We start from the raw sequence: 26,245 nt of genomic DNA, 5'->3' as shown, positions 1-26,245 counted from the left end.
AAGGGCTAACGGCGGTCCCGACCCAGACGTAGGGCAATGGCGTACGACATCGAGCGGTACCTCAACGTCCGCGGGGCTGGCGGCCCGTCGATGGGGCCGTCCGGCGAACTGGCGTTCATGCTCGACACGACCGGTTCGAACCAGGTGTGGCGGCTGGACGAACCCGAGTCGTGGCCCGAGCAGTTGACCTTCCACGACGAACGCGTGGTGTACGCGTCGTTCTCGCCGACGCGACAGGAACTCGTCTACGGGATGGACGAGGGCGGCGACGAGTTCGTCCAGTTCCACCGACTCTCGGCGGACGGCAGCGAGGACGTCGCACTCACCGACGCCCCCGACGCGAAACACAACTGGGGCGGCTGGAGCCACGACGGCGACCGGTTCGCGTACGCGGCGAACCGCCGGGACCAGGCCGTCTTCGACGTCTACGTGCAGGGCCGCGACGAGACGGGCGAGGACGCCGAACTGGTCGCGGCGGGCGACCAGTTCAGCCGAATCTCGGCTGCGGGGTGGAGCCCCGAGGACGACCGCCTGGTGCTCCACGACGGCCACTCGAACTTCAGCCACGACCTCCACGTCCTCGACCTCGACAGCGGCGAGGTCACCCACGTCACGCCGTTCGAGGCGGACACGCGCTTCTCGTCGGTCGCGTGGACGCCCGACGGCGAGGGGCTCTACGTCGCGACCGACCACGACTCGGACGTGCGCTACCTCGGTCTGCTCGACCCGGAGACGGGCGACGTCGAGCGCGTAGTGGACGGCGGCGACTGGCCGATAGAGGCCGTCTCGACAGACCACGACTCGGGGCGACTGGCGTACGTCCGGAACGTCGACGGCTACAGCGAACTCACGCTCGCCGAGGCCGACGGGACGACACTCGACGAGTACCCCGTGCCGGAACTCCCCGACGGCGTCGTGTTCGGCCTGAGTTTCGGCCCGAACGCCGACCGCGTGGCCGTCTCGCTGTCCTCGCCGACGGACAACACGAACGTCCACGTCGTCGACGTCGAGACCGGTGCGTGTCGGCGGTGGACGAACGCGTCGACGGCCGGCATCCCCCGCGAGACGTTCCGCGACGTCGAACTCGTCCACTACGAGAGCTTCGACGGCCTGGAGATTCCGGCGTTCCTCACGCTCCCGGACGGCGAGGGACCCCACCCCGTCGTCGTCGACTACCACGGCGGCCCGGAGGCCCAGCGCCGCCCGTTCTTCACGTCCCTCCGGCAGTACTTCGTCGACAACGGGTACGCCGTCTTCGAACCGAACGTCCGCGGCTCGTCGGGGTACGGAAAGACGTACATGAACCTCGACAACGTCCGCAACCGGATGGACTCCGTGAAGGACGGGAAGGCCGGCGTCGACTGGCTCACCGCCCGGGACGACGTCGACGACGACCGCATTGTCGCCTACGGCGGCTCCTACGGCGGGTTCATGGTGCTCGCGTCGCTCACGGAGTACCCCGAGGCGTTCGCCGCGGGCGTCGACATCGTTGGCATCGCGAACTTCGTCACGTTCCTCGAGAACACGGGCGACTGGCGCCGCGAACACCGCGAGGCAGAGTACGGCAGCCTCGCCGATGACCACGAGTTCCTCGAGTCCATCAGCCCGACGAACAACGCCGAGAAGATCCGGTCGCCGCTGCTCGTCCTCCACGGTGCCAACGACCCGCGGGTGCCGGTCGGCGAGGCCGAACGGATCGTCGAGGTGGCGAGCGAACGCGTCCCGGTCGAGAAACTCGTCTTCGAGGACGAGGGCCACGGCTTCGCGAAACTGGAGAACAAGATCACGGCCTACCGGACGGTCGTCGAGTTCCTCGACGAACACGTCTGAACGGAGTCTGTGGTCGATTCGGAACGAGGTCCGTGACCGTCGCGGCTGTGACCGTCGCGGCTTAGTGGCACGGATCCGTACGAGGTGTGTATGCACGCGGCCGCCCTCCTCGCACTCCCCGTCGGCGCGTACGCTGCGAGCTGGCTCGTCGCGACGGCCGCGGTTCGACCCACAGACCCCGTGGCGGCAGCCGCCCGACTCCGGCGCGCGAACCGCCTCCTGCAGGTCGGCGTGGGCATCGGCGGCGTCGTCCTGGCGACCGCATCGCCGCTCGACGACGTCGTCGCGAGCGCCGTCCCCGGCCCCCTCACGCTCGGCCTGCTCGCCGGGCTGGCGAGTACGGTCGTCGTCGGGGGCGTTCTGCCCGCGCTCGCAGTCCACCTCGGGTCGCGGCCCGCGTGGGCGTCGGTCGCCGGCCAGTCGCCAGACTACCCCGCGACCGTCCGGCGGTATCTCGCCATCGCGGGGCTGCTCACGGTCCCCGCGTTCGTCGTCGTCGCGGCGTGGCTGGTGGCACCACCCGGGCTCGTCGGCGTCCTGTACGTCGGGGGCGCCGCGCTCGCCGTCGTCGCCGGACTTCCCATCGCGGCCGCCCACTTCGGCCCCGTACGCGACCTCACGGACGGGGAGCGCGCCGTCCTGCCGAACTGCGCGCGTGGCCTCCGCGTCCGCGTCGTCGTCACGGACCGCAGCCCCGTGGCGAACGCCGTCGCCGCCGGCCTCCTCCCCGGGTTCCGGTACGTCTTCGTGACGGACGCGCTGCTCCGGACGCTCGACGCGCAATCGGCCGCCGCCGTGGTCGCTCACGAGGCCGGCCACCACCGCCGCGGACACGTGCTCGCCCGGTTCCTCGCCACCAGCCTCGCCCTCGTCCCGCTGTTCCTCGCGGCCAGCGGCGTCGTCGTCCAGTTCGCGCCCGCCGTGGTGGCCTCGGTCGGGCTACTGCTGGCCGCCGGACCGGTCGTGCGCTGGACGGAGTTCGACGCCGACGCGTACGCCGCGAGACGCGTCGGTGCCAGGGCGATGGACGCCGCACTCGCCACGCTCGCGGACCGCGGCCTCGTGCCGACCGAACGCCCGCCGCTGGTCGGCCTGCTGTCGCTGCACCCCTCGGTCTCCCGCCGCCTCGACCGGCTCCGTGACCCCAACCGTTTTTGACCGGTCGGGAGTGGGAGGGGGTGTGGACTACGACCGTCGCGACGTCGCGTTCCGGCTTCTCGTCGGCGTCGCCATCGTCGTCGCCCTGCTCGTCGGCGTGGGCTGGGAGCGCGTCGTGCAGAACCTCCAGACCGCGGACCTCGGTATCTTCGCGGTCGCGGTCGCCGTGTCGGTGCTCGGCATGGTCGTCAACGCCGAGGGACTGCGCATCGTCCTCGACGTCCCGGCCCGGGGGGCGGACGCGTCGCTCGTCCGTCGTACGTGGCTAGCGGCGACGTTCGTCCGGAGTCTGATTCCCGCCGGCACCGTCGGCGGGAGTGCGTTCGTCGCGTACAGCGTCAGCAAGGACGCCACCACCACCGTCAGTTCGGGCGTCGCCGCGGCCGCGAGCTGGGAGTTCCTCACGATAGTGGCGTCGGCCGTCGTCGCCACCGCGGGCGTCGCCGGCGTCGCCGCGGGCGGTGGAGACACGAGCAATCTGGTCGTCGTGGTCGTGGCGTTCGTCGCGATGCTCGGCGTCGCCGTCGGTCTGCTGGTCGCCGTCGCCCACCGCCGGGGACGCGTCGTCGACGTCCTGCTGTGGCTGTCCTCTGTCGTTCGCAGGACGTTCGGGCGCGTCGTCCCCCGGTTGAACGACCGGCTCTCGCGGCCCCAGGTTCACGGCGTCCTCGACAGCTTCTTCGAGAGTGTCGAGGCGCTGCTCAACGACCGGCGGCGCCTCGCGCTCGCGGTCGGCGCCGCCACCCTCGGCTGGCTGCTCAACGTGTTCCCGCTGTTCTTCTCGCTGCACGCCGTCGGCCTCCCGGTGTCGCTGTACGTGGTGATGGTGGTGATGCCGGTGGCGGGGTTCGCGCTCGCGCTCCCGATTCCCGGCGGCGTCGGACCGCTCGACGCGGCGCTCGGGGGGCTGCTGGCGCTGTTCGCGGGCTACCCGCTGGGTGCACTGGCCTCGGCGCTCGTCCTCTTCCGCGTGGCCACGTTCGGTCCGCACGTCGCCATCGGTGGGCTCGCACTGACCACCCTCGACGAGACGGTCAGATGACGCCGGTCTTCCGGGCGACCTCGCGGGCGGCCGGCTCGCTGATGCCGCCGCCGAGGATCGTGTAGCGGTCCCGGATCTCGTGGGCCGAGGTGAGCGCCTCCAGGACCTCACCCTCGCTGACCCCGAGTTCGTCGGCGGTCGTCGGCGCGTCGAGACTGGCGAGCGCGTCCCGGACCGCCCGCCACTCGCCCTGCTCGCCGGAGTGGAGGTACTCCGCGAGGATGGAGCCGACGCCGACCTGGTGGCCGTGGAGGGCCTTCCCCGGCGCGATGCGGTCGAGCTGGTGGCTGAACAGGTGTTCGCTCCCCGAGGCGGGCCGCGAGGAGCCAGCGATGGACATCGCGACGCCCGAGGAGACCAGCGCCTTCACGACCACCCACGCGGACTCCTCCAGTTCGGGCTTGATGACGTCGGCGTTGTCGACGAGCATCTCCGCGGTCATCTGGCTGAGCGATCCCGCGTACTCGCTGTACGGGACGTTCTGGAGGCGGTTCGCGAGTCGCCAGTCCTTCACCGCGGTGTAGTTTGAGATGATGTCAGCGCAGCCCGCGGTGGTGAGCGCCCACGGCGCGTCTGCGATGATACCCGTGTCGGCGACGACGGCGACCGGCGGCGCGGCGGCGACGGAGTGGCGGGTGTCGCCCTCCGGGACGGAGCCGCGCCCGGAGACGATGCCGTCGTGGCTCGCGGCCGTCGGCACGCTCACGAACGCGGTGCCGAGGTGGTCACTGGCCATCTTCGCGATGTCGATGGGTTTGCCGCCACCGACGCCGACGAGGTAGCCGGCGTCGACCTCCCGGGCGACCGCGAGGACGTCCTCGACGGCGTCGAAGGTCGCCTCGTCGACGACGACGAGTTCGGGGTCGTCGCCGGCGTCCGCGAACTGCGAGACGATGCGGTCGGCGCCCACCTCCTTCGGGGAGGGGCTCGTCACCACGAGCGGTCGCCCCGTCAGGTGGGTGTCGGCGACGACCTCCCGGGTCTGGTCGAGCACGTCGTGCCCGACCACGACGTTCCGCGGGAGGCTGATCCACTTCGACTTCTCGAACATGGGAGTACGTCGCCGGGGCGCGAGTAAAAGTCTACTCGTCCCGGATACGGCGGCGGTAGCTCACGTACTTCCGCTCGAAGGCGTCGTCGTACATCTCGACCGCCGCCTCGTTGTCGACGTGCGCGGATACGCCGAGGTACTCGCAGTCCCGTTCGCGGGCCCACGCCTCGATGCGGTCGAACAGCGCCGAGGCGACGCCCTCGCGGCGGAACGCGGGTTTCACGTAGAGCCCGTCGACGTGGGTCCGATCACCCCGCGTGTAAATCGGTGGGCTGTCGTTACGAATGCCGGCGATGTAGCCGGCGAACGTGCCGTCGTGCTCGGCGAGGAATGCGACACGGTCTTCGGTGTCCAGCCAGCGGTCGAGGCCGGCGTCCGCGACGCCCGCCTCGTCGAGTTCCGAGAACTCGGGGTCGACCGCGGTCGTCTCGCGGAACCCGGGTTCGAGCAGTTCTGCGTTCACGGTCTGTGCGTCATCCGGTGTGGCTTCTCGTATCTCCATTGTCGGTGTAGCTGCTGGTAGTCGAACGCGGTACGGACGAGCGACGGCGGGTGGACGGCGCCGTCAGTGAGAGAGAAGCCAGGTCATCGGTCAGCTCTACCGTTCGTTCGCGGACGGCTGTCAAAACAGTTTGGGGGGCGTGGGACGGCGGCTCAGACCGTGCCGAGCACGTCGAGCAGTCGCTCCTCCGTCTCGCGCTCTGGACCCTCGTCCTCGCCGGTCAGCCCGTTCTCGCGGTGGGCCTCGACGGTGCGCGCCATCGCCTCGTCGAGCGGGGTCGACTCGTAGCCGAGTTCGGCGATCTTCGAGGTGCTCAGCAGGTGTGGGTAGTCGCGGTACAGCGGGAACTCGTCCGGCGAGAGGTCCACGATGGACAGTTCGCGGGGACTGGTGTACGCTCGCTCCACATCCGTCTCGAGCGCGTCCGCGATCAGGTCGAGCATCCGGTCGAGCGTGACCGCGTTCCGGTCGCCGACGTTGTACGCCTCGCCCGGGTCGCCTTCCTCGGCGACGAGCCGGAGCCCCTGTGCCACGTCCTCGACGTAGGCGCGCTGCCAGAGGTTCGTGCCGTCCCCCGGCACCACCACCTCGTCGTACTCGGCGACGCGGTGGACCCAGTAGGCGAGGCGTTCGGTGTAGTCGTGGGGCCCGTAGATGACCGGCGGACGGACTGCCATCGCGTTCACGCCACGTTCGGCCGCCTCGGAGACGATTCGGTCGCCCGCGGCCTTCCGCGGGCCGTAGGTCGCCCACGAGTCGTCGGTCGCCTGCTCGGCCGTGCAACTCTCCAGGGCCGTCTCGTCCTCGCATTTGGGGACCTCCTCGTCGGCGTACGCCGCCCCGCTGGAGACGTAGACGTAGGCGTCGACGTCGGCGAAGATGTCGGTCGCGGACTCCACGTCCCGGGGCTTGTACGCGATACAGTCGAAGACGGCGTCCGGGTCGGCTTCGCGTTTCGCCGTCAGCAGGTCCCTGCGCTCGTTGCGGTCGCCCTCGACGCGGTCCACGCGGTCGTTCTCGGCGAACGGGTCGTCGTGGTTGCCGCGGTTGAACGTCGTGACGTGGTAGTCGTGTGCGAGCAGTTCCTCGACGAGGTGGCGGCCGACGAACCGCGTACCGCCGACGACGAGTGCGGAATCCATACCACAGAGTCGGGTCGGCGCCACAAAAGCGGTGGCTATTCGACGGTGAACCTGGCGGTCGCTTCGAACTGCGCGCCGCTGTGCGCGCCGCGCACGGCGAACGCGTACCGGCCCGGTCGGACCGAGACGGGACCGACGTACCGCGTCGTTGTCGACGCCGTGCTCAGAGACTGTCCGCGTCCGTCGTCGAGGAGGAGGAGGACCCACGCCGTCTCCTCGCCCGCCCCGAGCGTCTCGGTCTCACCCGTCTGCCCCACCGCGTGCCGTCGCCAGCCGTCGCCGTACCGGTACAGTTCCCACTCGCCGGCCGCGACCTGGACCGCGGCTGCCCCCTCGTTGCGGCAGACGAACCGCGGGTTCGAGCCGGCCGGCTCGACCGACGACGGCCCGGACAGCGACAGCGGACCGCGACACGCCACCTGCGCGGACCCCGTGATCGGTGCACACGAGGGTTTGGAGGTCGCGCCGGTGAGCGCCGCGAGGCCCACGCCGAAGACGCCGAGCACTGCGCGGCGGCTGTACGTTCGAGACACGGTGGACCGTCGTTCGGGCGGGCGAAAGGTGTTGGGGAGACTAAAACTCCGGTTTGAGTGCGGACCTCAGTCCGCGCTCCCGGCGAGCGAGTGACCACATCCCGCACGCTCGGGCAGCGAGCGGCGGGCGTCTGCCTCCGGCCGCTCGGCGATGGCGTCACGGTAGGCGTCCGGCATCACCGCCGCGAACTGCTCGACGGCGGCGTCCCAGTCCTCGAGGAGCGCGGTCGCACGGTCGCTGCCCGTGCGCGCGGCGTGGTTCTCCACGAGGCGGCGGACGGCAGCCTCGTCGGCCTCCGAGAGGTCGCGTGAGACGGCGACCATCTCCGTGTTGCAGCGCTCCTCGAACGTGCCACCGGGGTCGTAGACGTAGGCCACGCCGCCGGACATCCCAGCCGCGAAGTTCCGGCCGACGGCCCCGAGCACGACGACGATGCCGCCGGTCATGTACTCGCAGCCGTGGTCGCCGACGCCCTCGACGACCGCGTTCGCCCCCGAGTTCCGGACCGCGAACCGCTCGCCGGCGACGCCGTTGACGTAGCACTCGCCGTCGGTCGCGCCGTACAGCGCGACGTTCCCGACGAGCGTGTTCGCCGCAGGGTCGAAGCCCGCCTCCGGTGGCGTCCGGACCGCGACGGTGCCTCCGGAGAGCCCCTTCCCGACGTAGTCGTTGGCGGCGCCGGTCAGCGAGAGCGTGACGCCGGGCGCGAGGAACGCACCGAAGGACTGCCCGGCGCTCCCGTCGAGGGAGACGTGGACGCTGTCCTCGGGGAGACCCCGTCCGCCGTGTTCGCTGCTGACCGCGTGGGAGAGGCGCGCGCCCACCGAGCGGTCGCTGGTGGCGATCTCCCTGGAGAGTTCGACCTCGCTGCCGTCCTCGAGCGCCGGCGCTGCGGCGTCGAGGAGGCCCTCGTCGAGGCTCACGTCCGGCTTGTCCTGCGTCCGCGTGCGCGTCCGGGAGTCGCCCGACGGCGCCGCGAGGACGCGGGAGAGGTCGATGTGGCGGCCGGCCGGGTGGTCGGACTCCGGCTGGGAGAGGTGCTCGACCCGCCCGACCAGCTCGTCGATGGTCTCGTAGCCGAGTTCGGCAGCGAGTTCGCGGAGTTCGCGCGCGACGAACGTGAGGTAGTTGGCCACCTTCTCGGGGGTGCCGCGGAACCGGTCGCGGAGTTCGGGGTCCTGCGTGGCGACGCCGGTGGGGCAGTTGTTGGTCTCGCAGATGCGCGCCATCACACAGCCCGCGCTCACGAGCGACGCGGTGCCGAACGCGAACTCCTCGGCACCCAGCAGCGCGCCGACGGCGACGTCGCGGCCGGTCTTGAGGCCGCCGTCGACGCGGAGGGTCACCCGGGAGCGCAGCCCCGTCTCGCGGAGCAGCTGGTTCGCCTCCGCGAGGCCGAGCTCCCACGGCAGCCCCGCGTGCTTGATGCTCGTCTTCGGGGACGCGCCGGTCCCGCCGGAGTGCCCGGAGATGTGGATGCAGTCGGCGCCGGCCTTCGCACAGCCAGCGGCGACGGTGCCGATGCCCGCCTCGGAGACGAGTTTGACGTGGACGCGCGCGTCGGGGTTGGCCGCGCGCAGGTCGTGAATCAGCTGTTTGAGGTCCTCGATGCTGTAGATGTCGTGCTGGGGTGGCGGGCTGATGAGGCCGACACCCGGCGTCGAGCAGCGCACGTCCGCGATCATCTCGTTGACCTTCTTCCCGGGGAGGTGGCCGCCCTCGCCGGGCTTCGACCCCTGGGCCATCTTGATCTGGAGGTCCTCGGCGGCCGCGAGGTACTCCGAGGTGACGCCGAAGCGCCCCGAGGCCACCTGTTTGATCTTGCACTCGCGGTCGGTGCCGAAGCGCTCCGGTGGCTCGCCGCCCTCGCCCGTGTTCGCCTTCGCGCCGAGCGAGTTCGCGGCCTCCGCGTTCGTCTCGTGGGCCTCCGGACTGAGGCTGCCGAGGCTCATCGCCGCCGTCGAGAACCGCTCGACGATGGCGGAGAGTGGCTCTACCTCGTCGACGGGGATAGATTCGCGGTCACCCGTCTCGACGTCGAGGAGACCCCGCAGCGTCTGGAGCTGTTCGGTCTGGTCGTTCACCTGCGCCGCGTACTCCTCGAACGCGCCGTAGTCGCCGTGCTCGACGGCCTGCTGGAGGCTGTGGACGGTCTTCGGGTTCCACTGGTGGAACCGGCCGGACGTGCGGTTCTCGAACTCGCCGATGCGGTCGAGGGATGCGTCCTCGTCCTCGGACGCCGCCGCGTGGCGCTCCCGGAGGTGGGCCTCCAGCCCGTCGAGGTCGATGCCCTCCGTCCGGTTCGCGGTCCCCTCGAAGAACCGGTCGACGACGGAGCTGTCGAGGCCGACGACCTCGAAGATCTGTGCGCCCTGGTAGGAGGCGACCGTGGAGATGCCCATCTTCGACATTACCTTCAGCAGGCCGTCTTCGAGCGCGCCGAGGTACGACGAGACGGCGTCCTCGGGGGCCGCCCCGTCCGGCCCCGCGACGAGGTCGCAGGCAGACTCGACGGCGAGGTAGGGGTTGACCGCGCCCGCGCCGTAGCCGACCGTGGCACATAGCTGGTGGACGGTGCGCACGTCGCCCGCTTCGACGACGAGTCCGACCCGGGCACGCAGTCCCTCGCGGACCAGGTGGTGGTGGACCGCGCCCGTCGCGAGCAGCGACGGAATCGGGAGTGATCCTTCGCCCGCGGCGCGGTCCGAGAGCACCAGCAGTTCCGCACCGTCCTCGACGGCGTCCGCGGCGGCCCGCTGGACGGCCTCGACGCCAGTCTCGAGGTCCGCCTCGGCGTCAAACGCGAGGTCGATGGTTGCGCTCCGGAGGTCCGTGTCCCGGAGTGCCGCGAGGTCGGCGTCCGCGAGCACGGGGCTGTCGAGGACGGCTTGCCGAGCGTGTTCCGGGGACTCCGCGAGGAGGTTGCGCTGGCGGCCGAGTCGCGTCTCCACGCTCGTCACGAGGTCCTCGCGGATGTAGTCGATCGGCGGATTCGTCACCTGCGCGAACAGCTGGCGGAAGTACGAAGCCAGCGGGTGGTTGAACGTCGAGAGCCCCGGTAGCGGCGCGTCGTCGCCCATCGAGCCCACGGGGTCCTTGCCGTCGGCGACCATCGGCGCGACGAGTTCGTTCAGTTCGTCCTCGGTGTAGCCGAACAGCGCCTGGGTGGCGCGCAGGTCGTCGGTCGGGTCGCTCGGCAGGACGTCCCCGCCCGTCTCCGGGAGGATCTGGTGGTCGTCGACCCACTCGCCGTAGCGCTCGTCGGTGAGTTCGTCGAAGACGTCGGCGTCGTCGACGACGCCGCGACCGGGTTCCGCGAGGAACAGCTGCCCGGGTGCGAGGCGGCCGCGCTCGGTCACCTCGCTGGCGTCGCCGTCGAGTGCGCCCTGCTCGGAGGCCATCACGAGCGTGCCGTCCGCCCGAACCTCGTAGCGGCAGGGGCGGAGGCCGTTGCGGTCGAGGACGCCGCCGACGCGGTCGCCGTCCGTGCCGATGACGAGCGCGGGGCCGTCCCACGGTTCGACGAGGCTCGCGTGGTAGTCGTAGAACTCGCGGCGCGCCTCGCTCATCCGGTCGTCGCGCTGCCACGCCTCGGGGACGAGCATCCGGAGCGCGTGCGGGAGCGAGCGGCCGGTCTGCATGAGGAGTTCGAGGGCGTTGTCGACGCTCGCGGTGTCGGACTGCTCGGGGTCGTCGACGACCGGGAGGACGGCTGCGAGTTCGTCCTCGGAGAAGCCCGCGCTGTCGAGGTCCGCCTCGCGTGCGCGCATCCAGTTCACGTTCCCCTGGATGGTGTTGAACTCGCCGTTGTGGACGATGGTCCGGTACGGGTGGGCGAGGTGCCAAGCGCCGAGCGTGTTCGTCGAGAACCGCGCGTGGACGAGCGCGAACCCGGTCTCGACGCGCTCGTCGCGGAGGTCCGGGTAGTAGTCGCCGACCTGGTCGCCCTTCAGCAGGCCCTTGTAGACGAGTGTGTCGGCGTCCAGCGAGCAGACGTAACACTGGTCGTGGTCGACGGTGGCCTCGACGTCGTTCCGGCCGACGTACAGCGCCTTCTCGAAGTCCGTACAGCCGTCGGGCCGGACGAGACACTGCGCGACGTGCGGTTCGGCGTCCAGTGCGGTCTGCCCGAGGTCGCTGTTGTCGGTCGGGACGGCACGCCAGTCCTCGACGGTGAGGCCGCGGCCAGCGAGTACGGACTCGATGGCCTCTTGGACGGCGGCGCGCTCGTCGGCGTCCCGCGGGAGGAACAGGGAGCCGACGGCGTACGTCTCCGGGAGACCGTCGAACTCGTCGGCGAGGAACTCGTGGGGCGTCTGGACGAGCGCGCCGGCGCCGTCACCGGTGTTCTCTTCGGCCCCCGTCGTGCCGCGGTGGTCGAGGTTCTCGAGTACGGTGAGTGCGTCTGCCAGTACGCGGTGGGAGCGGTCGCCGTCGAGGTCGACGACGACGCCGACGCCGCAGTTCGACCTGGCGTCGTCGGGGTCCGCGAGAAGAGAACTGCCGTTCGTGCCTTGGTGCATGTTCCCACGGGACGCTCCGTGGCGCATAACACTGACCCTGAATGGCTAAGGGTAATATGTACACAACTAAGGTCGCATAAGGTAGCCCCGGCGGACAGTGACGTCACTCTGTGACTGTAACACAGACCGGAAGCGAGGGAGAACCCCGAGGGACCTCAGTAGGACTTCGCGAAGTACGCCGTCTGCTCGGCGTCCTCACCGCAGACCGCACAGTCCTCGCCCTCGTGGTCGGGTTCGGGGACGCGCTCGCCGTCGAACTCGGAGGCCGCGCGGGCCGCGGACTCCTCGCCGAGCGGGACCATCACGATCTCCGCGTGGATCTGGTCTTTGATCTCCGCCTCGCAGTCGACGTCGCCACACCACGGCGCCTTCACGTAGCCGCCGTGCTGGCCGATGGTGCCGAGGATCTCGTTGCGGTCGCTGGCCTCCCGAACGTTCTCGTCGAGACGCTCGGCGGCCGCGTCGTAGAGCTTCCCGTAGACCGCATCGAGGTGTTCGAACACCGAGGCCGTGATGTCCGCGCGGTCCTCGACGCTGTCCTCGCCGTCGGGACGGTGGACCACCGTGACTTCGCCGTCCTCGACCTCGTGAGGACCGACCTCGAAGCGCACCGGGACGCCCTTCAGCTCCCACTCGTTGTACTTGAAGCCGGGGTTGCGTTCGTCGCGGTCGTCGAGGTGGACGCGCACGCCTGCGGCCTCCAGTTCCGCCGCGAGTTCGGTGGCGTACTGCAGCACCTCGTCCTGGGTGTCCTCCTGCCAGATGGGGACGATGACGACCTGTTTGGGGGCGACAGTCGGCGGCAGCACGAGGCCCTGGTCGTCGCTGTGGGACATGACGAGCGCGCCGATGGCGCGCCACGAGAGCCCCCACGACGTGGTGTAGGCGGTGCGGTCCTCCTCGTCCTCGTCGGAGTACGTGATGTCGAACGCCTCGGCGAAGGACTGTCCGAGGTGGTGGCTGGTGCCGCCCTGGACGGACTTCCCGTCGGGCATCAGCGCCTCGACCGTCGTGGTCGTGTCCGCGCCGGGGAACTTGTCGTGGTCGGGCTTCTGGCCGCGCAACACCGGGATGCCGAGGACGTCCTCGTAGAGGCGCTGGTACTGGTCGAGGCGCATCGTCGTCTCTGCCCACGCGCCCTCGTCGGTGGCGTGGGCGGTGTGGCCCTCCTGCCAGAGGAACTCCTTCGTGCGGAAGAACGGCTTCGTGTCGGTCGCCTCCCAGCGCACCACTGAGTTCCACTGGTTGAGTCGGAGCGGGAGGTCGCGGTGCGAGCGCACCCACTGGGCCATGTACGGCGCGATGATGGACTCGGAAGTGGGGCGCACGGCGAGGCGCTCCTCCAGTTCCTCGTGGCCGCCCTGGGTGACCCACGCCACCTCGGGGTCGAACCCCTCGACGATGTCCTTCTCGCGTTCGAGGTACGACTCTGGGATGAACAGCGGGAAGTACGCGTTGTCGACGCCCGTCTGCTTGAACCAGCTGTCGAGGTTGTCCTGGATCGCCTCCCAGATGGCGTACCCGCGCGGGCGCGTGACGATGAAACCGCCCATCGGCGCGTAGTCCGCGAGCTCCGCCTTCTGCACAACCTCGGCGTACCAGTCGCCGGGGTTGTGCTCCTTGGACTCGGTGATGCCGAGTTCCTGTTCGTCGCTCATTAGGTGTACAACGGCCCGATGCGCTCTTAAATCCCGTGAAGCGTCTCCCGGGCCGAACGTGCGAACCGGCCGCAGGGTTATCCGCGTCCCGGCCCAATGTGACCTCATGGGAGACACGAAAGACGGACGAGACAAGCAGGCCCGCGACGAGGTCAGACGCGACATCGAACGAGCCACCCGCGAGGAACTCGCTCGATTCCACGAGACAGAACCGCCACGTGAACTCGACGACGCACTCGAGGAACTAGAGTACCCCGCTCCGGCCGACCGCGTGGTCGAGGCCGCCGGGGAGTACGATGTACAGACCGAGGACGACGCTATCCCCGTCGCGGAAGTCGTCGAGGAGTCCGTTCGCGACGAGTACGAGTCCCCCGAGGACGCACGCCAGAAGCTCCGGCGGCCGTCCGTCGCCGCGTCGCTGCGCCGACTCGACGCGGTCAGCGAGGAGACGGGACTCCGCGAGGAGTTCCGGCAGCGCCGGGACGTCTACAAGAAGACGTTCCGGTCGCTGGAGAACGTCGACGCCGACGACGAGGACGAGGGGATCGCGTTCATCACGGCGTGGATCGTCGAGGAGATGCGCGATCGGGAGCGACTGCCGAGTTCGCGGAACACCCGCCAGCGCGCGACGAAGTTCTGCCGGAACAACGGCTACGAGATCCGGGACGACTCCTGGCTGGGCGCGTAGCGCCGCGACTCGTCGAGAGCGACGTCGGTCCGTAGCTCCCAGTCGAGGAGTTCCTCGCCGTCCGCGTCGAAGTAGGCGTGTCCCCGGAACGTGGTCCGGTCGAGGAGGTGGGGGACCCAGTAGCGGTCGTCCGCCCACATCCGGTTGTAGGGAATCTCGTCGAGGGGCACCCACATCGGGCGGGCCTCCTCGGTCTCCACCGGGTCACCGGTGGGGTCGTCGGCGCGGTACACGTGGACGAACATGAACGGGTCGTCGCCGAACGTGAAGGAGAGTTCGCCGACCTTCTCGGGGGCCACCGCGACACCGACCTCCTCCCGGACCTCGCGGACGACGCACTCGCGTGGCGTCTCACCGGGTTCCAGTTTGCCGCCGGGGCCGTTGACCAGTCCGTCGCCGACGCCGCGTTTCTTCTCGATGAGGAGGACCCGGTCGCCGTCCACGGGATAACAGAGCGTGGCCTCGCGCACTCCCGACCCATTCTGCGGGCGTTCACATAACGATGCCGGCGGGAGAACTAAGTGGCGTGGGAACATGGCCCACGGTATGGGTGACACGAAGCGTGGCCGCGAGCGGAAAGGCCAGAAGAAACGCGAACAACTGCGCGAGCGGGAAGTAGAGCGCACCCTCGAGGCCACAGACGAACCTGCAGACGCCCCTGAACTCCCCGACGAGGAGCTCGAGTTCGGCGAATAACCCCTCCGACCACGGTCCACATTTCTTCGAAGGACGCGACCCCCAGCGCCAGCCTCAGAACATCTCCGTCCCGCAGTCGTTGCAGACCAGTTGCATCACGCCGTCCTCGTCCGGCGGGCGGACGGCGTGGCTCGTCTCCTCGCCGCAGTCCGCACAGGGCGCCATCGACTCGAGCGCGTCCCAGTCGTGGCGAGCGCCGGGCGCGCCGACGACGAGCGCGCGAACCGGCTCGTCGGAGTGGTTGTGTCCGCTCTGGAACTCGCCCGGCGGGAACCGGACCACCTCGCCAGCCTCGACGGTGACTTCCTCGCGGTCCGTGCCGACCTCAAAGGTGGCGGTCCCCGAGAGCACGTAGAATATCTCCTCCTGGTCGTGGTGGGTGTGGAGGCCACCGGAGAACTGCTCGCCGGGTTTCAGTTCGTACACCACGAGCGCGACGTCATCGGTGTCGAGCGCCTGGGACACCGGGCGGCGGACGCCGTGCACGCCGAGCGGGTTCGGTCGGTTCTCGACTTCGTCGACGGAGATTCGCTCCATGTCGGGAACGGAGGCGCCGTGACCAAAGGTCTACTCCCGTGGGACGGAGAACGGGCTCTCGGACTCGGTCCACGCCCACCCCGGGAGCCGGGTCTGGAACCCCGCCGCGAGCGCCGCGTCGAGGTCGTCGCGGCCCGCCTCGCCCGGGGCGTCGGTCGTCACGTCCGCGAAGTGGAACGTCGCCTCGGCGAGCAGTCTGCGCGGCTGTCCGCCAGCCAGTATCGCGGCGAGTTCCCGCCCGAGGAGTTCGTCCACGACGAAGCCGGGGTAGTCACCCTCCACGTCGAGGTCGCGGAGGATGGCGACCAGCGCGGCGGCGTTCACACCGCGCTCGCCGTCGGCGAACACGTCGTCGACGGCCTCGTGGTACTGTTCGTCCGTGACGCTGGCCACGTCCGTCTCGAACGCCTCGCCGAGTGACGCCCGCACGTCGTTAACGAGCGGGACGACGACGTCGGCGCGGTCGTGTACCCACTCGCACTCCCTGACGACGCGCGCTGGCGTGAGTTCCATACTCCTCGATGGTGTCTGGACACCTACCAACTTTGCGAAGGCTTTTATAATCCCGGACGTATACCCCCGAGTAAGCGGGTTTTCGTGACCTGATCCCCGCGGTCCGGCCGACGTTCGGCCGGGACTGCCGCACTCACTACTGATATGCCGACACTGTGGGCTCGAACACCACGTTTTTCGGACCACTCGCCCGCCGGCGCGTGCCGGCCAGGGAGAGACGGCAGTAGCCCGGGGTTCGCGGACTCCCGAACGCACACCTATCGACTATGAGCACTGTAGACCAGCAGTTAGAGGAGTTACAGGAGCAGATTGCCAACGAGATTCCGCCGGACATCTCTGTCACCGACGTGAAGTACGAGGGCCCCGAGCTCGTCGTCTACACCCGGGACCCCAAGCAGTTCGCCCAGGACGGCAACCTCATCCGCCAGCTGGCGAGCCAGCTGCGCAAGCGTATCACCGTGCGCCCGGACCCGGAGGTCCTCTCGAACCCGGAGCGCGCCCGGGAGAAGATTCTCGACGTCATCCCCGAGGACGCGGGCGTCACCAACCTCGACTTCCACGAGGACACCGGCGAAGTCGTCGTCGAGGCCCAGAAGCCGGGGATGGTCATCGGCCGTCACGGCTCGACGCTCCGGGAGATCACGGAAGCAGCGGGCTGGACGCCCGAGGTCGTCCGGACGCCGCCCATCGAGTCCTCGACGGTGTCGAACGTCCGGAACTTCCTCAAACAGGAGCGGGACGACCGCCGGGACATCCTCGAACGGGTGGGCCGCCAGATCCACCGCGAGCAGATGTCCGACGACGAGTACGTCCGCATCACCACGCTGGGCTGCTGTCGTGAGGTCGGGCGCGCGGCCTTCATCCTCTCGACGCCCGAGACGCGCATCCTCATCGACTGCGGCGACAAACCCGGTAGCCAGGACGAGGTCCCCTACCTCCAGGTACAGGAGGCACTGGGCGCGGGCGCGGCCACCATCGACGCGGTCGTGCTGACCCACGCCCACCTCGACCACTCCGCGCTCATCCCCCTCCTCTTCAAGTACGGCTACGACGGCCCCATCTACACCACTGAGCCGACCCGCGACCTGATGGGACTGCTCACGCTCGACTACCTCGACGTCGCCGCCAAGGAGGGCCGATCGCCGCCGTACGAGTCCGAGATGGTCCGCGAGGCGATCAAGCACACCATCCCGCTGGAGTACGGCGACGTGACTGACATCGCGCCGGACGTGAAGCTCACTTTCCACAACGCCGGCCACATCCTCGGGAGCGCGGTGACGCACTTCCACATCGGCGACGGCCTCTACAACGTCGCGTTCTCCGGTGACATCCACTACGACGACACGCGCCTGTTCAACGGCGCCGTCAACGACTTCCCGCGCGTCGAGACGCTCGTCCTCGAGTCCACGTACGGCGGCCGCAACGACTACCAGACCGACCAGGAGGACTCCGAACGGAAGCTCAAGCGCGTCATCAACGAGACGTACGAGCGCGGCGGCAAGGTCCTGATCCCGGCGTTCGCCGTCGGGCGCTCCCAGGAGATGATGCTCGTCCTCGAGGAGGCGATGCGGAAGGGCGACATCCCCGAGATGCCCATCCACCTCGACGGGATGATCTGGGAGGCGACGGCCATCCACACGACGTACCCCGAGTACCTCCGCGACGACCTCCGCGACCGCATCTTCCACGAGGACGAGAACCCGTTCCTCGCGCCCCAGTTCAACCACATCGACGGCGGCGAGGAGGAACGCCAGGACGTGGCCGACGGCGACGAGTGCATCATCATCTCGACCTCCGGGATGGTGACCGGCGGCCCCATCATGTCCTGGATCCAGCACATCGGTCCGGACCCGAACTCCACGATGACGTTCGTCGGCTACCAGGCCCAGGGGACGCTCGGCCGCCGCATCCAGTCCGGCTGGGACGAGATTCCGATGCCGGACAGCCGCGACGGCGGGCGCACGGAACGGCTCTCCCTGAACATGGAGGTCGAGACCGTCGACGGCTTCTCCGGCCACGCCGACCGGCAGGGCCTCGAGGACTTCGTCCGCACGATGAACCCCCGCCCGGAGAAGGTGCTCTGCGTCCACGGCGACGAGAGTTCGACCCAGGACCTCTCCAGTGCGCTCTACCACGAGTTCAACATGCGGACGTTCGCGCCGAAGAACCTCGAGACGTTCCGCTTCATCTGACCGGCTCACCCGGTCGCCTCAGGCGGTAGTACTATGTTCGTTCTCGGAGTAGCACGGTGCGTGAGTCGCACGCGTAGCGTCGGCGTGGTCCTCGCGGCGATGGTGGTGCTGTCGACGTTCGTCGGTGGCGCGGCGGCCGGTCCCCCGGTCGAGGGGGACGGTGGCCACCGCTTCGACCTCGGTGGCGAGAGCCCACACATCACGTTCTGGCTGCACTTCGACCTGCTGACGAACCTCGGCGCCGCCGGCGACTTCGGGTTCAGCGCGGTCGGCACGGCGATGGACATCCGCGTCGTCGTCGTCGACGTCCAGTTGCAGTTCGACGGCGTAGGCCCGCTGGGCGGGTTCCTCTCGGACCCGCTGTCGCAGTTCTCCATCACCGCGGAGTGGGAGCTCAACCTCCCGTTCCTCGCGACCGGGCCGGCCGCCGGCGAGGACTTCAACTACGAGGACAACCGGACGATCGACGGGAGTTCCCGGTAGCGCCGGCGGAGACCGCCTCTCGACCGCCGAGCGTTCGTCGACGAATCTGCCGAGTCTGCCCAAGCTTTCAACACGTACCGTTCGCAAACAGTCACCATGTCCGGGGAGAACGCGCTCGTCGAGGCGCTCGAGTCGGAAGCCGGTGGCGCGCTCCGCGTCGTCGCCGAGTACGACCGCGACGGCTACGACGTCCAGTACGTCCGCGACGACGTGGACTCCCGCGTCCGCGAGCGCGCAGACGCCATCCACAGGAACCTCGTCCTCGAGGGAATCAGCCGCGACCACCTCGAGGACATGTTCGGTGCGGGCGACCTCCGCTGTTCGATGCACCGCTTCGAGACCGTGACGGCGTTCCACTTCTCGGAGGCGGAGTACCGCGGCCTGTTCGTCAGCATCGACTCCGAGGCGGACCTCTCGCTGAAGACGTTCACGGACACCTGCTGGCAGCACCGCTGACCGCGAGTCCGCTGGCGCGGGTCAGTCCTCGGCGACCGCCGGGTCGACGACCGCCCCCGTGAGTTCGTCGACGCCGACACGGTCGCAGTAGTCGTACAGCGGACACGCCTCGGGACCGTCGAGACACGCGGGCTCGCGGGCCGTGCAGTACTCCCGGCCGAACTGGACCATCGCCGTGTGTCCGAACCCGCACGCCTCCGCCGGCACCGACGCCTCCAGCGCCTCGCGGACGCCCTCGTGGTCGGCGGCGGCGGGCGCCAGTCCCATCCGGCGCGTGATGCGGTGGACGTGCGTGTCGACGGGGAAGACGCCCTGGCGACCCCCGGCGAAGAGGAGGACGCAGTCCGCCGTCTTCGGGCCGACGCCCTTCATGTCGAGGAGCGCGTCGCGCACGACGGCCGGGCCCTCCGACCGGACGAACTCGTCGAAACCCGCTTCGCCCCCGTACTCCTCGCAGATCCGCGCCGCGAGTCGAATCAGCGTCCCGGACTTCTGGTTGTACAGCCCCGCCGACGAGATCGTCTCCGCGAGTTCGTCCTGATGGGCGTCGGCGAGCGAGCGCGCGAGGTCGGCATCCTCGTCCTCCTTTGCTGCGTACCGTTCCATCAGCGCGTCGTGAGCCGGCTGGCTCGCCACGTCGCTGGTGTTCTGGCTGAGGACTGTGCGGACGAGACACTCGAAGGCGTCCCTGCCCCCGTACGTCTTCTCCCAGTAGATGTCGCCGAGTTCCGCGACGACGGCCGCCGCGCGGGTCGCGTGCTCGCCCGGATCGAACGCCGTGAAGCGGCCACCACCGGCGTCGCCGCCCGAGATGTTCTCCGCGGGTTCGTCGTCCATGTCTGTCGGTCGGGGCGCGGGCGCGAAAAAGGTGGCTCCGAACGTGTGGCGGGGACTACGCGACGCGGAACGTCGCCGTGAGGTCTGCGCCCTCTTCGAGTGCGGCGACGAGGTCGCGGTCGACGTCCTCCGCGGCTTTGTCGGCGTCCACGAGGACCGTGCGGTCGTCCACGTACGTGCTCGTGCGGGCGACGAAACTGCGCTCATTCGTGTACTCGAGGTCCGGGTGTCCGCGCCCCGTGACGGTGTCGCGGTGGCCTCCGGCCTCGAGGACGAGCGTGATCTCGGCGTCCTCGTCGCAGCAGGCCGCGACGAACTCGCTATCGAAGTCCGCCGGCGTCCGGTCGGCCTCGATGCCGAGGATGCAGTCCCCCGCCGGAGTCAGGTAGTCGTCGGCCGTCAGTTCGAGGGTGCTCGCGTGCTCGCCGGCGACGTGCTCGTGCCCGTGGGCACGCACCACTTCTTCCATACGCGCACCGACGCCGTCGGCCCACTTGTGCTCGGCGTTCCGCAGGCGGGGTTTATCACACCCCTACCCACCCCTGTCAGCCGTTGCCACGCGTCTGAGGCGGTCTGCTAGCTGTTTGCGGGCACGTACCACACGCAAATTTTAAGTAGTGCGGTAGTCTACTATCTGTCACCAGAACGCTGCGAGCGTTCACCGCACAGCTCAGAGAGAATGACAGGACGTTCTCCTTCCGACCGGACAGTACCGCACTCCGAGCGGCTGCTGTGCGATGGGCTCCAGCAGTATGGCATAGAGGTTTGAACAATGGCTGAGGAAGAACAAACTATCGACGTATCGACCGCAGAAGAACTCATTACTGACGAAGAACTCCAGGAGAAATCCAAGGGACAGCTCATCAAGAACGCTGGTCAGTTCCGCGACCGACGGAACGAACTGAACCAGCTCGCGAGCTCCCGTGCCTCCGAGCGCGACGAACTCAACGCCGCGACCCGCGAGAAGGTCGACGAGGCCCAGGAACACCGCGAGCAGCGCGACGAGCTCAACGAGCGCGTCCAGGAGCACAAGGAGGTCCGCAACGAACTGAACGCGGAAGCGAACGAACTGTTCGACGAAGTCGAGCAGCGCAAGCAGGACCTCGAACTCGACGAGGGCAAGGACCTCGAGGAGCTCAAAGAGGAGATCGAGCAACTCGAGTTCAAGCAGCAGACTGAGGTCCTCTCCACGGACGACGAGCGCGAACTCATCGAGAAGATCGAGGACAAACGCGAGGAGTACCAGGACCGCAAGGAGAAACTCGACGAGTCCGGCAACCTCGAGGAGCTCGTCGACGAAGCCGAGGAAGTCCGCGCGGAAGCCTCCGAGCACCACGAGAAGGTGACGGAGCTCGCGGACAAGGCCCAGGAACACCACAACCAGATGATCGAGGCCTACCGCGAGGCCGACGACATCCGGGACGAGGCCGACGAGATGCACGAGAAGTTCGTCGAGGCCCAGGAAGCCGCCGACGCCCACCACGAGGCGTTCGTGCGCGTCCAGAAGCGCCTCCGCGAACTCGACAAGCAGGAGGAGGAGTCCCGCAAGGACGAGCGCGCCGCCGAACAGGAGGAGGCACGCGAGGAAGCCGAGGAGATCTACGAGCGGTTCAAGGAGGGCGAGACCCTCGACACCGAGGACCTCCGGAAGCTCCAGAAGTCCGGCCACCTGTAGACGCCCTATCGACGCGACCCGATTCTCCGTATTTCACACCGCGTAGCGGCTGCGCTGTCTCTTCTGTCCAGCGTCTCGACCGGGGCGTCCACGGCGAATCTCTCCGCCAGTAGCGCCGTCAGCGCGGGGTTTTTATCCCGGCGGCGTGACCGTTCGACTGACTGATGCGAACGCTGGTCGTCTCCGTCGACCGGACGGGTGACATCCCCCGCAAGACCGGGCTACGCACGCCAGTCGCCGGCTGGGAGGCGGTACAGTCCCTCGTCACCGATATGGGCGTCGCCGACCCCGAGGACTCCGGCGTCAACTGCCTCCTCGAGGCCCTCCGGGTCACCCGCGACCTCCGCGACGACGACGACGACGCCGTCGTCGCGGCCGTCTCGGGCGACGGTGACGGCGTCAGCGCCGACCGCTCGGTCGCCGAGCAACTGGACGACCTCATCGAGCGCTACCACCCGGACTCGGCCGTGGTCGTCATCGACAGCGCCGAGGACGAACGGCTCGTCCCCATCATCGAGAGTCGACTCCAGGTCGACGCCGTCGACCGCGTCGTCGTCCGCCAGGCCCGCGACCTCGAATCCACGTACTACCTGCTGAAGCAGTTCCTCGCCGACGAGGAGCTGCGACAGACCGTCCTCGTGCCGCTGGGCATCGTGATGCTCGTCTTCCCGGCGCTGATGCTCGCGACCGGGAGTCTCGCGGTCGCCGCGGCCAGCATCACCGCCGTCATCGGACTGTTCCTGCTGTACAAGGGCCTGAGCGTCGACGACTACATCGCGGCGATTCCCGGACAGGCGCGAGACGCGCTGTACTCCGGTCGCGTCTCCATCGTCACGTACGTCGTGGCGGCGGGACTCGCCCTGGTCGGCGTCTTCGCGGGCGCACTCGGCGTCTCCGACCTCCCCGCCGAGACGGCGCTGTTGCTGTCCGCGATGGCGTTCACCTACTACAGCATCCCGTGGGTGGCTCTGGGTGCACTCACGGCGAGCGCGGGTCGCCTGTTCGACGAACTCATCCGGCAGGGCGGCGTCCGGACGTCGTTTCTCAACCTCCCGTTCGGCGTGCTCGCGGTGGGCCTCGTCGTGCGTGGGTTCTCGGCGTACTTCATGGAGCGTGCGGGTCGTCTCGGCCCCATCGAGGTGCCGTCGATGCGCTTCGGCCCGCTGGCGGTCCGCGAGTTCGCGCTCACCCCTGAGCAACGGCTCGCCGTGTTCGTCGTGTTCGGCGTCCTCGTCAGCGTCGCCGGCATCCGCATCGCGACGCACTTCAGCGGCGTGGACTTCGAGGACGTCGAGGAGGCGGCCGAGCGGCAGTAGAAAGGCGAGACATTTCAACGCCGACGCGCAATCCGGGGTATGAGCAACGGTCAGTGGGTGAGCCTGTTCTCCGGCGGGAAGGACTCCTCGTGGGCGCTGTACCGCGCGCTGGAGGAGGAGCTAGACGTGGCCCGACTCGTGACGGTCCACCCGGACGGCGACTCCTACATGTACCACGTGCCGGCGACGCGACTGGCGGACCTCGCTGCCGAGAGCGTCGGCATCCCGCTCGTGGACGTGGAGCCCGCGGACTTCGCGGCGGGCGACGCTACCGACGCCGGCGCGCAAGGGGACACCGAACTCGAACCACTGGAAGCGGCGCTCGGCGAACTCGCCGCAGATCTGGACGGTGGGCTCGCGGGCGTCACTGCGGGCGCCGTCGAGAGCGAGTTCCAGACGAGTCGCATCGAGGCGATGTGCGAGCGCCTCGACTGCGACCTGTTCGCGCCGCTGTGGCGGCGCGACGCGCGCGAACTCGCCGAGGAGATGCTCGACGCGGGCTTCGAGATCCGCGTCGTCCAGGTGGCGGCCTACGGTCTCGACGAGTCGTGGCTCGGCCGCACCCTCGACGCCACCGCCTTCGACGAACTGGCGGAACTCAACGAGGAGTACGGTGTCCACGTGCTCGGCGAGGGCGGCGAGTTCGAGACGCTCGTCACCGACGGCCCGCACATGGACCGGCGCATCGAACTCGACTACGAGACGGTGTGGGAGGGGGACCGTGGACACGTCGAGATCACGGACGCCTGGCTGGGCGAGGCGTAGACGGTAGACGGCGACCGGGTGGCGGCCGCGCGTTGGGGGCTAACAGGTGTCGCAACAACTTACTCCGCGAGGCGGGCGACACGCGACTACTCGGCTCGCGGTTTCCACCGCTCGTCCCGATGGGTGCACGGCACCCCACACCCCGCGGCAGCGTTTCAGGTCACGGACCGGCTTGGTCTCGGCTTCGTACTTGAACCTTCGTCAGTCCTGACTGGAGATGGTGGTGTGGGCGCCGATGAGCGCGCCGGAGAAGTCGATCTGTTCGAGGTGGGTCTCCTCGTCGATGATGGAGTTACGCACGTCGCAGTCGTAGATGGAGGCGTTCGGGAAGACGATGGAGTTGTCCAGACTGGAGTTGACGACCTCGGCGTCCGCCATCACGTGGACGTTCTCGCCGAGCGTGGAGTTCTCGACGGTGGCGTCGTCGCTGACGAGGGTGTCGCCGTCGAGAGTCCAGGCGACGGCGTCTAGGTAGGACTCCGGCGTGCCGATGTCGAACCACGCGTCCTCGAAGCTGAACGCGTGGACGGTGCGACGGTCCTGGAGCCACTGGACGAACCAGCCGGGTTCGTCGGGGTTCTCGCCCTCGTCGAGGTACGTCTGGAGCATCGGGACGGTCTCGCGAGTGAACGCGTAGCAGGCGATGGAGACGAGCGTGCTCTTCGGTTCCGCGGGTTTCTCCTGGAGATCGACGACCTCGTCGCCGTCGAGGTCCACGACGCCGTAGGACTGCGCGCGGTCGAGACTCCCGACGTCGTAGGCGGCCAGCGTCGGCGTCTCCTTCTCCTCGAAGAAGTCGACGAAGTCGGAGATGTCGAAGCTGATGAGGTTGTCCCCCGCGATGACGAGGAGGTCGTCGTCCACGTTCTCGCGGTCGACGAGCTGTGCGAGCGCGCCGACGACGCCGAACTTCTCGTCCTCCTCGGTCGTGTCCTCGACCGTCAGCGTCGGCTTCTCGAACTCGCTGTCCGCGAGGTAGGCGTCGAAGTCGTCGGCGAAGCGCTCGTTGGTGGAGACGAACACCTCGTCGATGCGGTCGTCGGACTCCAGTTCCGCGAAGATGCGGTCGATGACCGTCGAGTCGCCGACCGGCAGGAACATCTTCGGCCGATGCTTCGTGATCGGCCACAACCGGGTCGCGTAACCGCCGGCTAGAACGACTGCCTTCATGGTGTACCCGTCCACGGCGTCCGATAAGTCCTTTTTCATCCGGGTTCCGACGTGTACGTATGGACGACAGAACGACCCGCGAACGGATACTGGACGCGCTCCGCGAGAAGCCACGCACGCCGAGCGGACTCGCCGAGGAGTTCACCATCGCCCGCGGCACCGCACTGACCCACGTCCGGCACATCTCCGAGAGCCTCGACGGGACCGACGAGGAACTGCTCGTGCGGCCGCCCGCGTGCCGGGACTGCGGGTTCGACGGCTTCGACGACCCGGTGAACGTCCCCTCGCGGTGCCCCGAATGCAAGAGCGAGGCCATCGAGGAGCCGGCGTTCGTCGTCGAGTCGCCCTAGAAGCCCAGGCGAGCGCCGGGCGACGTCGAGAGGTCGGCGGGGTCGTCGTCCTCGACGCCGGTCTGTACGAACTCGTAGTCGGGGTCGGCGAGGTAGACGTCCCCGTCCTCGACGGCTACCTCGACGGGGTCGAGTTCCGCACCCTCGCAGGGACCGTGCGTGCAGACGCCCGAGTCCTTCTCGAAGGTGGCCGCGTGCTTCCGGCAGATCACCTCGCCGTCGCGGACGGCGCCGTCGCCGGTGTCCAGTTTCACGTCCGTCCAGTGCATGCAGTAGTTCCGCCAGCCGACGACCGTGCCGTCCGAGAGTCTCACGAGGAACGCCTCCTTCTCCTCGCCGTCTTCGGCGACAGTGAACAGCAGGCTGCCGTCGGTGGGCACCTCGTCGACGCCGGCGATGCGCTCCGCGTCCATCGGGTCGGCGTTTCCACTCTCGGGGCTTGAACGCACCGGAACTATCGACAGTTGCGATCCGCGGCAGGAGTGTCGGTTCACCAACGTGAACTGGTTTTCGGGACCGCTTTTCACGGACTGTCCACAAGGAGCGCCCACATGACAGACGTAGCAGTCGTCGGTGGCGGTCCCGCCGGCCTGAGTGCGGCACTGTTCACGGAGAAGAACGGCCTCGACACCGTCGTCTTCGACACGGACGAGACGTGGATGCACCACGCCCACCTGTTCAACTACCTCGGCATCCGGAGCATCTCGGGCGAGGAGTTCGTGGAGATCGCCCGCGGGCAGGTGCGTGACCGTGGCGTCACCCTCAACCAGGGCGAGGCCGTCGAGTCCGTCGAATCGACTGACGACGGGTTCCACGTGGTGACCGAGGACGACGAGTACGACGCCGACTACGTCGTGCTGGCGACGGGCGACGACACGACGTTCGCGGAGCAACTGGGCTGCGCGTTCGACGGCGACGTCGTCGACGTGGACGTGACGATGGAGACGAGCGTCGAGGACGCCTACGCGACCGGTGCGATGGTCCGCGACGGCGAGTACGAGGCCATCATCTCCGCGGGCGACGGCGGCGCGGCGGCCCTGAACGTGCTCTCGAAGGAGGAGGGCGAACACTTCCACGACTTCGACACGCCCGAGGACGTCCCGCAGCTCTGAAGAGCGCTCGCTGAC

26 protein-coding genes are annotated in these 26,245 nt (G+C 68.9%); 13 read left to right on the top strand and 13 right to left on the bottom strand.

The annotated features are described in order from the left end of the window. Positions 1–36: 36 nt before the first annotated feature. The 3 genes from LT965_RS12020 to LT965_RS12010 all read left to right on the top strand — a co-directional run bounded on the left by LT965_RS12020 (position 37) and on the right by LT965_RS12010 (position 4,030). Positions 37–1,830, top strand: coding sequence for a S9 family peptidase (locus LT965_RS12020; RefSeq protein ID WP_232701044.1), 1,794 nt, complete (start codon positions 37–39; stop codon positions 1,828–1,830). Between the two features lie 90 nt (positions 1,831–1,920). Then, positions 1,921–2,988 carry a M48 family metalloprotease gene (locus tag LT965_RS12015; protein WP_232701043.1) on the top strand — a complete coding sequence of 356 codons (1,068 nt, stop codon included), beginning with the start codon at positions 1,921–1,923 and terminating at the stop codon, positions 2,986–2,988. Positions 2,989–3,010: 22 nt separating this feature from the next. Beyond that, positions 3,011–4,030, top strand: coding sequence for a lysylphosphatidylglycerol synthase transmembrane domain-containing protein (locus LT965_RS12010; RefSeq protein WP_232701042.1), 1,020 nt, complete (start codon positions 3,011–3,013; stop codon positions 4,028–4,030). On the opposite strand, the gene LT965_RS12005 is transcribed toward LT965_RS12010, so the two are convergent. From LT965_RS12005 to proS, 6 genes are all read right to left on the bottom strand, one after another. Beyond that, complete coding sequence (locus LT965_RS12005; protein ID WP_232701041.1) at positions 4,023–5,081, bottom strand: NAD(P)-dependent glycerol-1-phosphate dehydrogenase; 1,059 nt, start codon at positions 5,079–5,081, stop codon at positions 4,023–4,025. The genes LT965_RS12010 and LT965_RS12005 overlap by 8 nt on opposite strands. 31 nt (positions 5,082–5,112) lie before the next feature. Beyond that, positions 5,113–5,583: a GNAT family N-acetyltransferase gene (locus tag LT965_RS12000; protein WP_232701040.1), complete on the bottom strand. Its 471-nt coding sequence runs from the start codon at positions 5,581–5,583 to the stop codon at positions 5,113–5,115. 152 nt (positions 5,584–5,735) lie between these two features. Then, on the bottom strand, positions 5,736–6,725 hold the full coding sequence (locus LT965_RS11995) for an SDR family oxidoreductase (protein ID WP_232701039.1): 990 nt from the start codon (positions 6,723–6,725) through the stop codon (positions 5,736–5,738). Between the two features lie 35 nt (positions 6,726–6,760). Further along, the gene (locus LT965_RS11990) at positions 6,761–7,258 is read right to left on the bottom strand and encodes a hypothetical protein (protein WP_232701038.1); all 498 of its coding nucleotides are present in this window, start codon (positions 7,256–7,258) and stop codon (positions 6,761–6,763) included. A gap of 66 nt (positions 7,259–7,324) precedes the next feature. Beyond that, positions 7,325–11,782, bottom strand: a complete 4,458-nt coding sequence (gene gltB, locus LT965_RS11985; protein WP_232701037.1) for a glutamate synthase large subunit — start codon at positions 11,780–11,782, stop codon at positions 7,325–7,327. A gap of 155 nt (positions 11,783–11,937) precedes the next feature. Beyond that, complete coding sequence (gene proS, locus LT965_RS11980) at positions 11,938–13,440, bottom strand: proline--tRNA ligase (RefSeq protein ID WP_232701036.1); 1,503 nt, start codon at positions 13,438–13,440, stop codon at positions 11,938–11,940. Positions 13,441–13,546: 106 nt separating this feature from the next. On the opposite strand from proS, the gene LT965_RS11975 reads away from it, so the two are divergent. Next, complete coding sequence (locus LT965_RS11975; RefSeq protein WP_232701035.1) at positions 13,547–14,128, top strand: DUF5789 family protein; 582 nt, start codon at positions 13,547–13,549, stop codon at positions 14,126–14,128. Here LT965_RS11975 and LT965_RS11970 read toward each other — a convergent pair. Continuing rightward, positions 14,092–14,598, bottom strand: a complete 507-nt coding sequence (locus tag LT965_RS11970; protein ID WP_232701034.1) for an 8-oxo-dGTP diphosphatase — start codon at positions 14,596–14,598, stop codon at positions 14,092–14,094. The genes LT965_RS11975 and LT965_RS11970 overlap by 37 nt on opposite strands. 76 nt (positions 14,599–14,674) lie before the next feature. Here LT965_RS11970 and LT965_RS11965 point away from each other — a divergent pair, with 76 nt between their 5' ends. Further along, positions 14,675–14,824 carry a hypothetical protein gene (locus LT965_RS11965; protein ID WP_232701033.1) on the top strand — a complete coding sequence of 50 codons (150 nt, stop codon included), beginning with the start codon at positions 14,675–14,677 and terminating at the stop codon, positions 14,822–14,824. 54 nt (positions 14,825–14,878) lie between these two features. Here LT965_RS11965 and LT965_RS11960 read toward each other — a convergent pair whose 3' ends face one another. Both LT965_RS11960 and LT965_RS11955 read right to left on the bottom strand, forming a co-directional pair. Continuing rightward, entirely contained in the window at positions 14,879–15,361 is a 483-nt protein-coding gene (locus tag LT965_RS11960; protein ID WP_232701032.1) for a cupin domain-containing protein, read from the bottom strand. A 30-nt stretch (positions 15,362–15,391) separates the two neighbouring features. Then, positions 15,392–15,874 carry a DUF7984 family protein gene (locus tag LT965_RS11955; RefSeq protein WP_232701031.1) on the bottom strand — a complete coding sequence of 161 codons (483 nt, stop codon included), beginning with the start codon at positions 15,872–15,874 and terminating at the stop codon, positions 15,392–15,394. A 266-nt stretch (positions 15,875–16,140) separates the two neighbouring features. Between LT965_RS11955 and LT965_RS11950 the strand changes: the two genes are divergently transcribed. The 3 genes from LT965_RS11950 to LT965_RS11940 all read left to right on the top strand — a co-directional run bounded on the left by LT965_RS11950 (position 16,141) and on the right by LT965_RS11940 (position 19,005). After that, entirely contained in the window at positions 16,141–18,066 is a 1,926-nt protein-coding gene (locus LT965_RS11950; protein WP_232701030.1) for a beta-CASP ribonuclease aCPSF1, read from the top strand. Positions 18,067–18,126: 60 nt separating this feature from the next. Next, positions 18,127–18,549, top strand: coding sequence for a DUF7332 family protein (locus tag LT965_RS11945; protein ID WP_232701029.1), 423 nt, complete (start codon positions 18,127–18,129; stop codon positions 18,547–18,549). 96 nt (positions 18,550–18,645) lie between these two features. Next, a complete protein-coding gene (locus tag LT965_RS11940; protein ID WP_232701028.1) occupies positions 18,646–19,005 on the top strand; it encodes a DUF7522 family protein in 360 nt (119 codons plus the stop codon). A gap of 21 nt (positions 19,006–19,026) precedes the next feature. Here LT965_RS11940 and LT965_RS11935 read toward each other — a convergent pair whose 3' ends face one another. Beyond that, positions 19,027–19,842, bottom strand: coding sequence for an endonuclease III domain-containing protein (locus tag LT965_RS11935; RefSeq protein WP_232701027.1), 816 nt, complete (start codon positions 19,840–19,842; stop codon positions 19,027–19,029). A 55-nt stretch (positions 19,843–19,897) separates the two neighbouring features. Continuing rightward, complete coding sequence (locus tag LT965_RS11930; protein WP_232701026.1) at positions 19,898–20,311, bottom strand: DUF371 domain-containing protein; 414 nt, start codon at positions 20,309–20,311, stop codon at positions 19,898–19,900. Between the two features lie 303 nt (positions 20,312–20,614). Here LT965_RS11930 and LT965_RS11925 point away from each other — a divergent pair, with 303 nt between their 5' ends. From LT965_RS11925 to LT965_RS11915, 3 genes are all read left to right on the top strand, one after another. After that, the gene (locus LT965_RS11925; RefSeq protein WP_232701025.1) at positions 20,615–21,517 is read left to right on the top strand and encodes a coiled-coil protein; all 903 of its coding nucleotides are present in this window, start codon (positions 20,615–20,617) and stop codon (positions 21,515–21,517) included. 164 nt (positions 21,518–21,681) lie between these two features. Further along, entirely contained in the window at positions 21,682–22,833 is a 1,152-nt protein-coding gene (locus tag LT965_RS11920) for a DUF373 family protein (protein ID WP_232701024.1), read from the top strand. 39 nt (positions 22,834–22,872) lie between these two features. Continuing rightward, on the top strand, positions 22,873–23,598 hold the full coding sequence (locus LT965_RS11915) for a diphthine--ammonia ligase (RefSeq protein WP_232701023.1): 726 nt from the start codon (positions 22,873–22,875) through the stop codon (positions 23,596–23,598). A gap of 201 nt (positions 23,599–23,799) precedes the next feature. Here LT965_RS11915 and LT965_RS11910 read toward each other — a convergent pair whose 3' ends face one another. After that, complete coding sequence (locus LT965_RS11910) at positions 23,800–24,768, bottom strand: nucleotidyltransferase family protein (RefSeq protein ID WP_232701022.1); 969 nt, start codon at positions 24,766–24,768, stop codon at positions 23,800–23,802. A gap of 59 nt (positions 24,769–24,827) precedes the next feature. On the opposite strand from LT965_RS11910, the gene LT965_RS11905 reads away from it, so the two are divergent. Next, positions 24,828–25,118 (top strand): transcriptional regulator, encoded by a 291-nt coding sequence (locus tag LT965_RS11905; protein WP_232701021.1) that lies wholly within the window; start codon positions 24,828–24,830, stop codon positions 25,116–25,118. On the opposite strand, the gene LT965_RS11900 is transcribed toward LT965_RS11905, so the two are convergent. Beyond that, positions 25,115–25,531, bottom strand: a complete 417-nt coding sequence (locus tag LT965_RS11900; RefSeq protein ID WP_232701020.1) for a Rieske (2Fe-2S) protein — start codon at positions 25,529–25,531, stop codon at positions 25,115–25,117. The genes LT965_RS11905 and LT965_RS11900 overlap by 4 nt on opposite strands. Positions 25,532–25,669: 138 nt before the next feature. On the opposite strand from LT965_RS11900, the gene LT965_RS11895 reads away from it, so the two are divergent. After that, entirely contained in the window at positions 25,670–26,230 is a 561-nt protein-coding gene (locus tag LT965_RS11895; protein WP_232701019.1) for an NAD(P)/FAD-dependent oxidoreductase, read from the top strand. The last annotated feature ends 15 nt before the right edge of the window (positions 26,231–26,245 follow it).

This window comes from Halobacterium wangiae, from assembly GCF_021249345.1.
Taxonomy (GTDB): Archaea; Halobacteriota; Halobacteria; order Halobacteriales; family Halobacteriaceae; genus Halobacterium; species Halobacterium wangiae.
The sequence above is the reverse complement of the archived record's forward strand: the minus strand, read 5'-3'. Positions and strand labels throughout refer to the sequence as shown.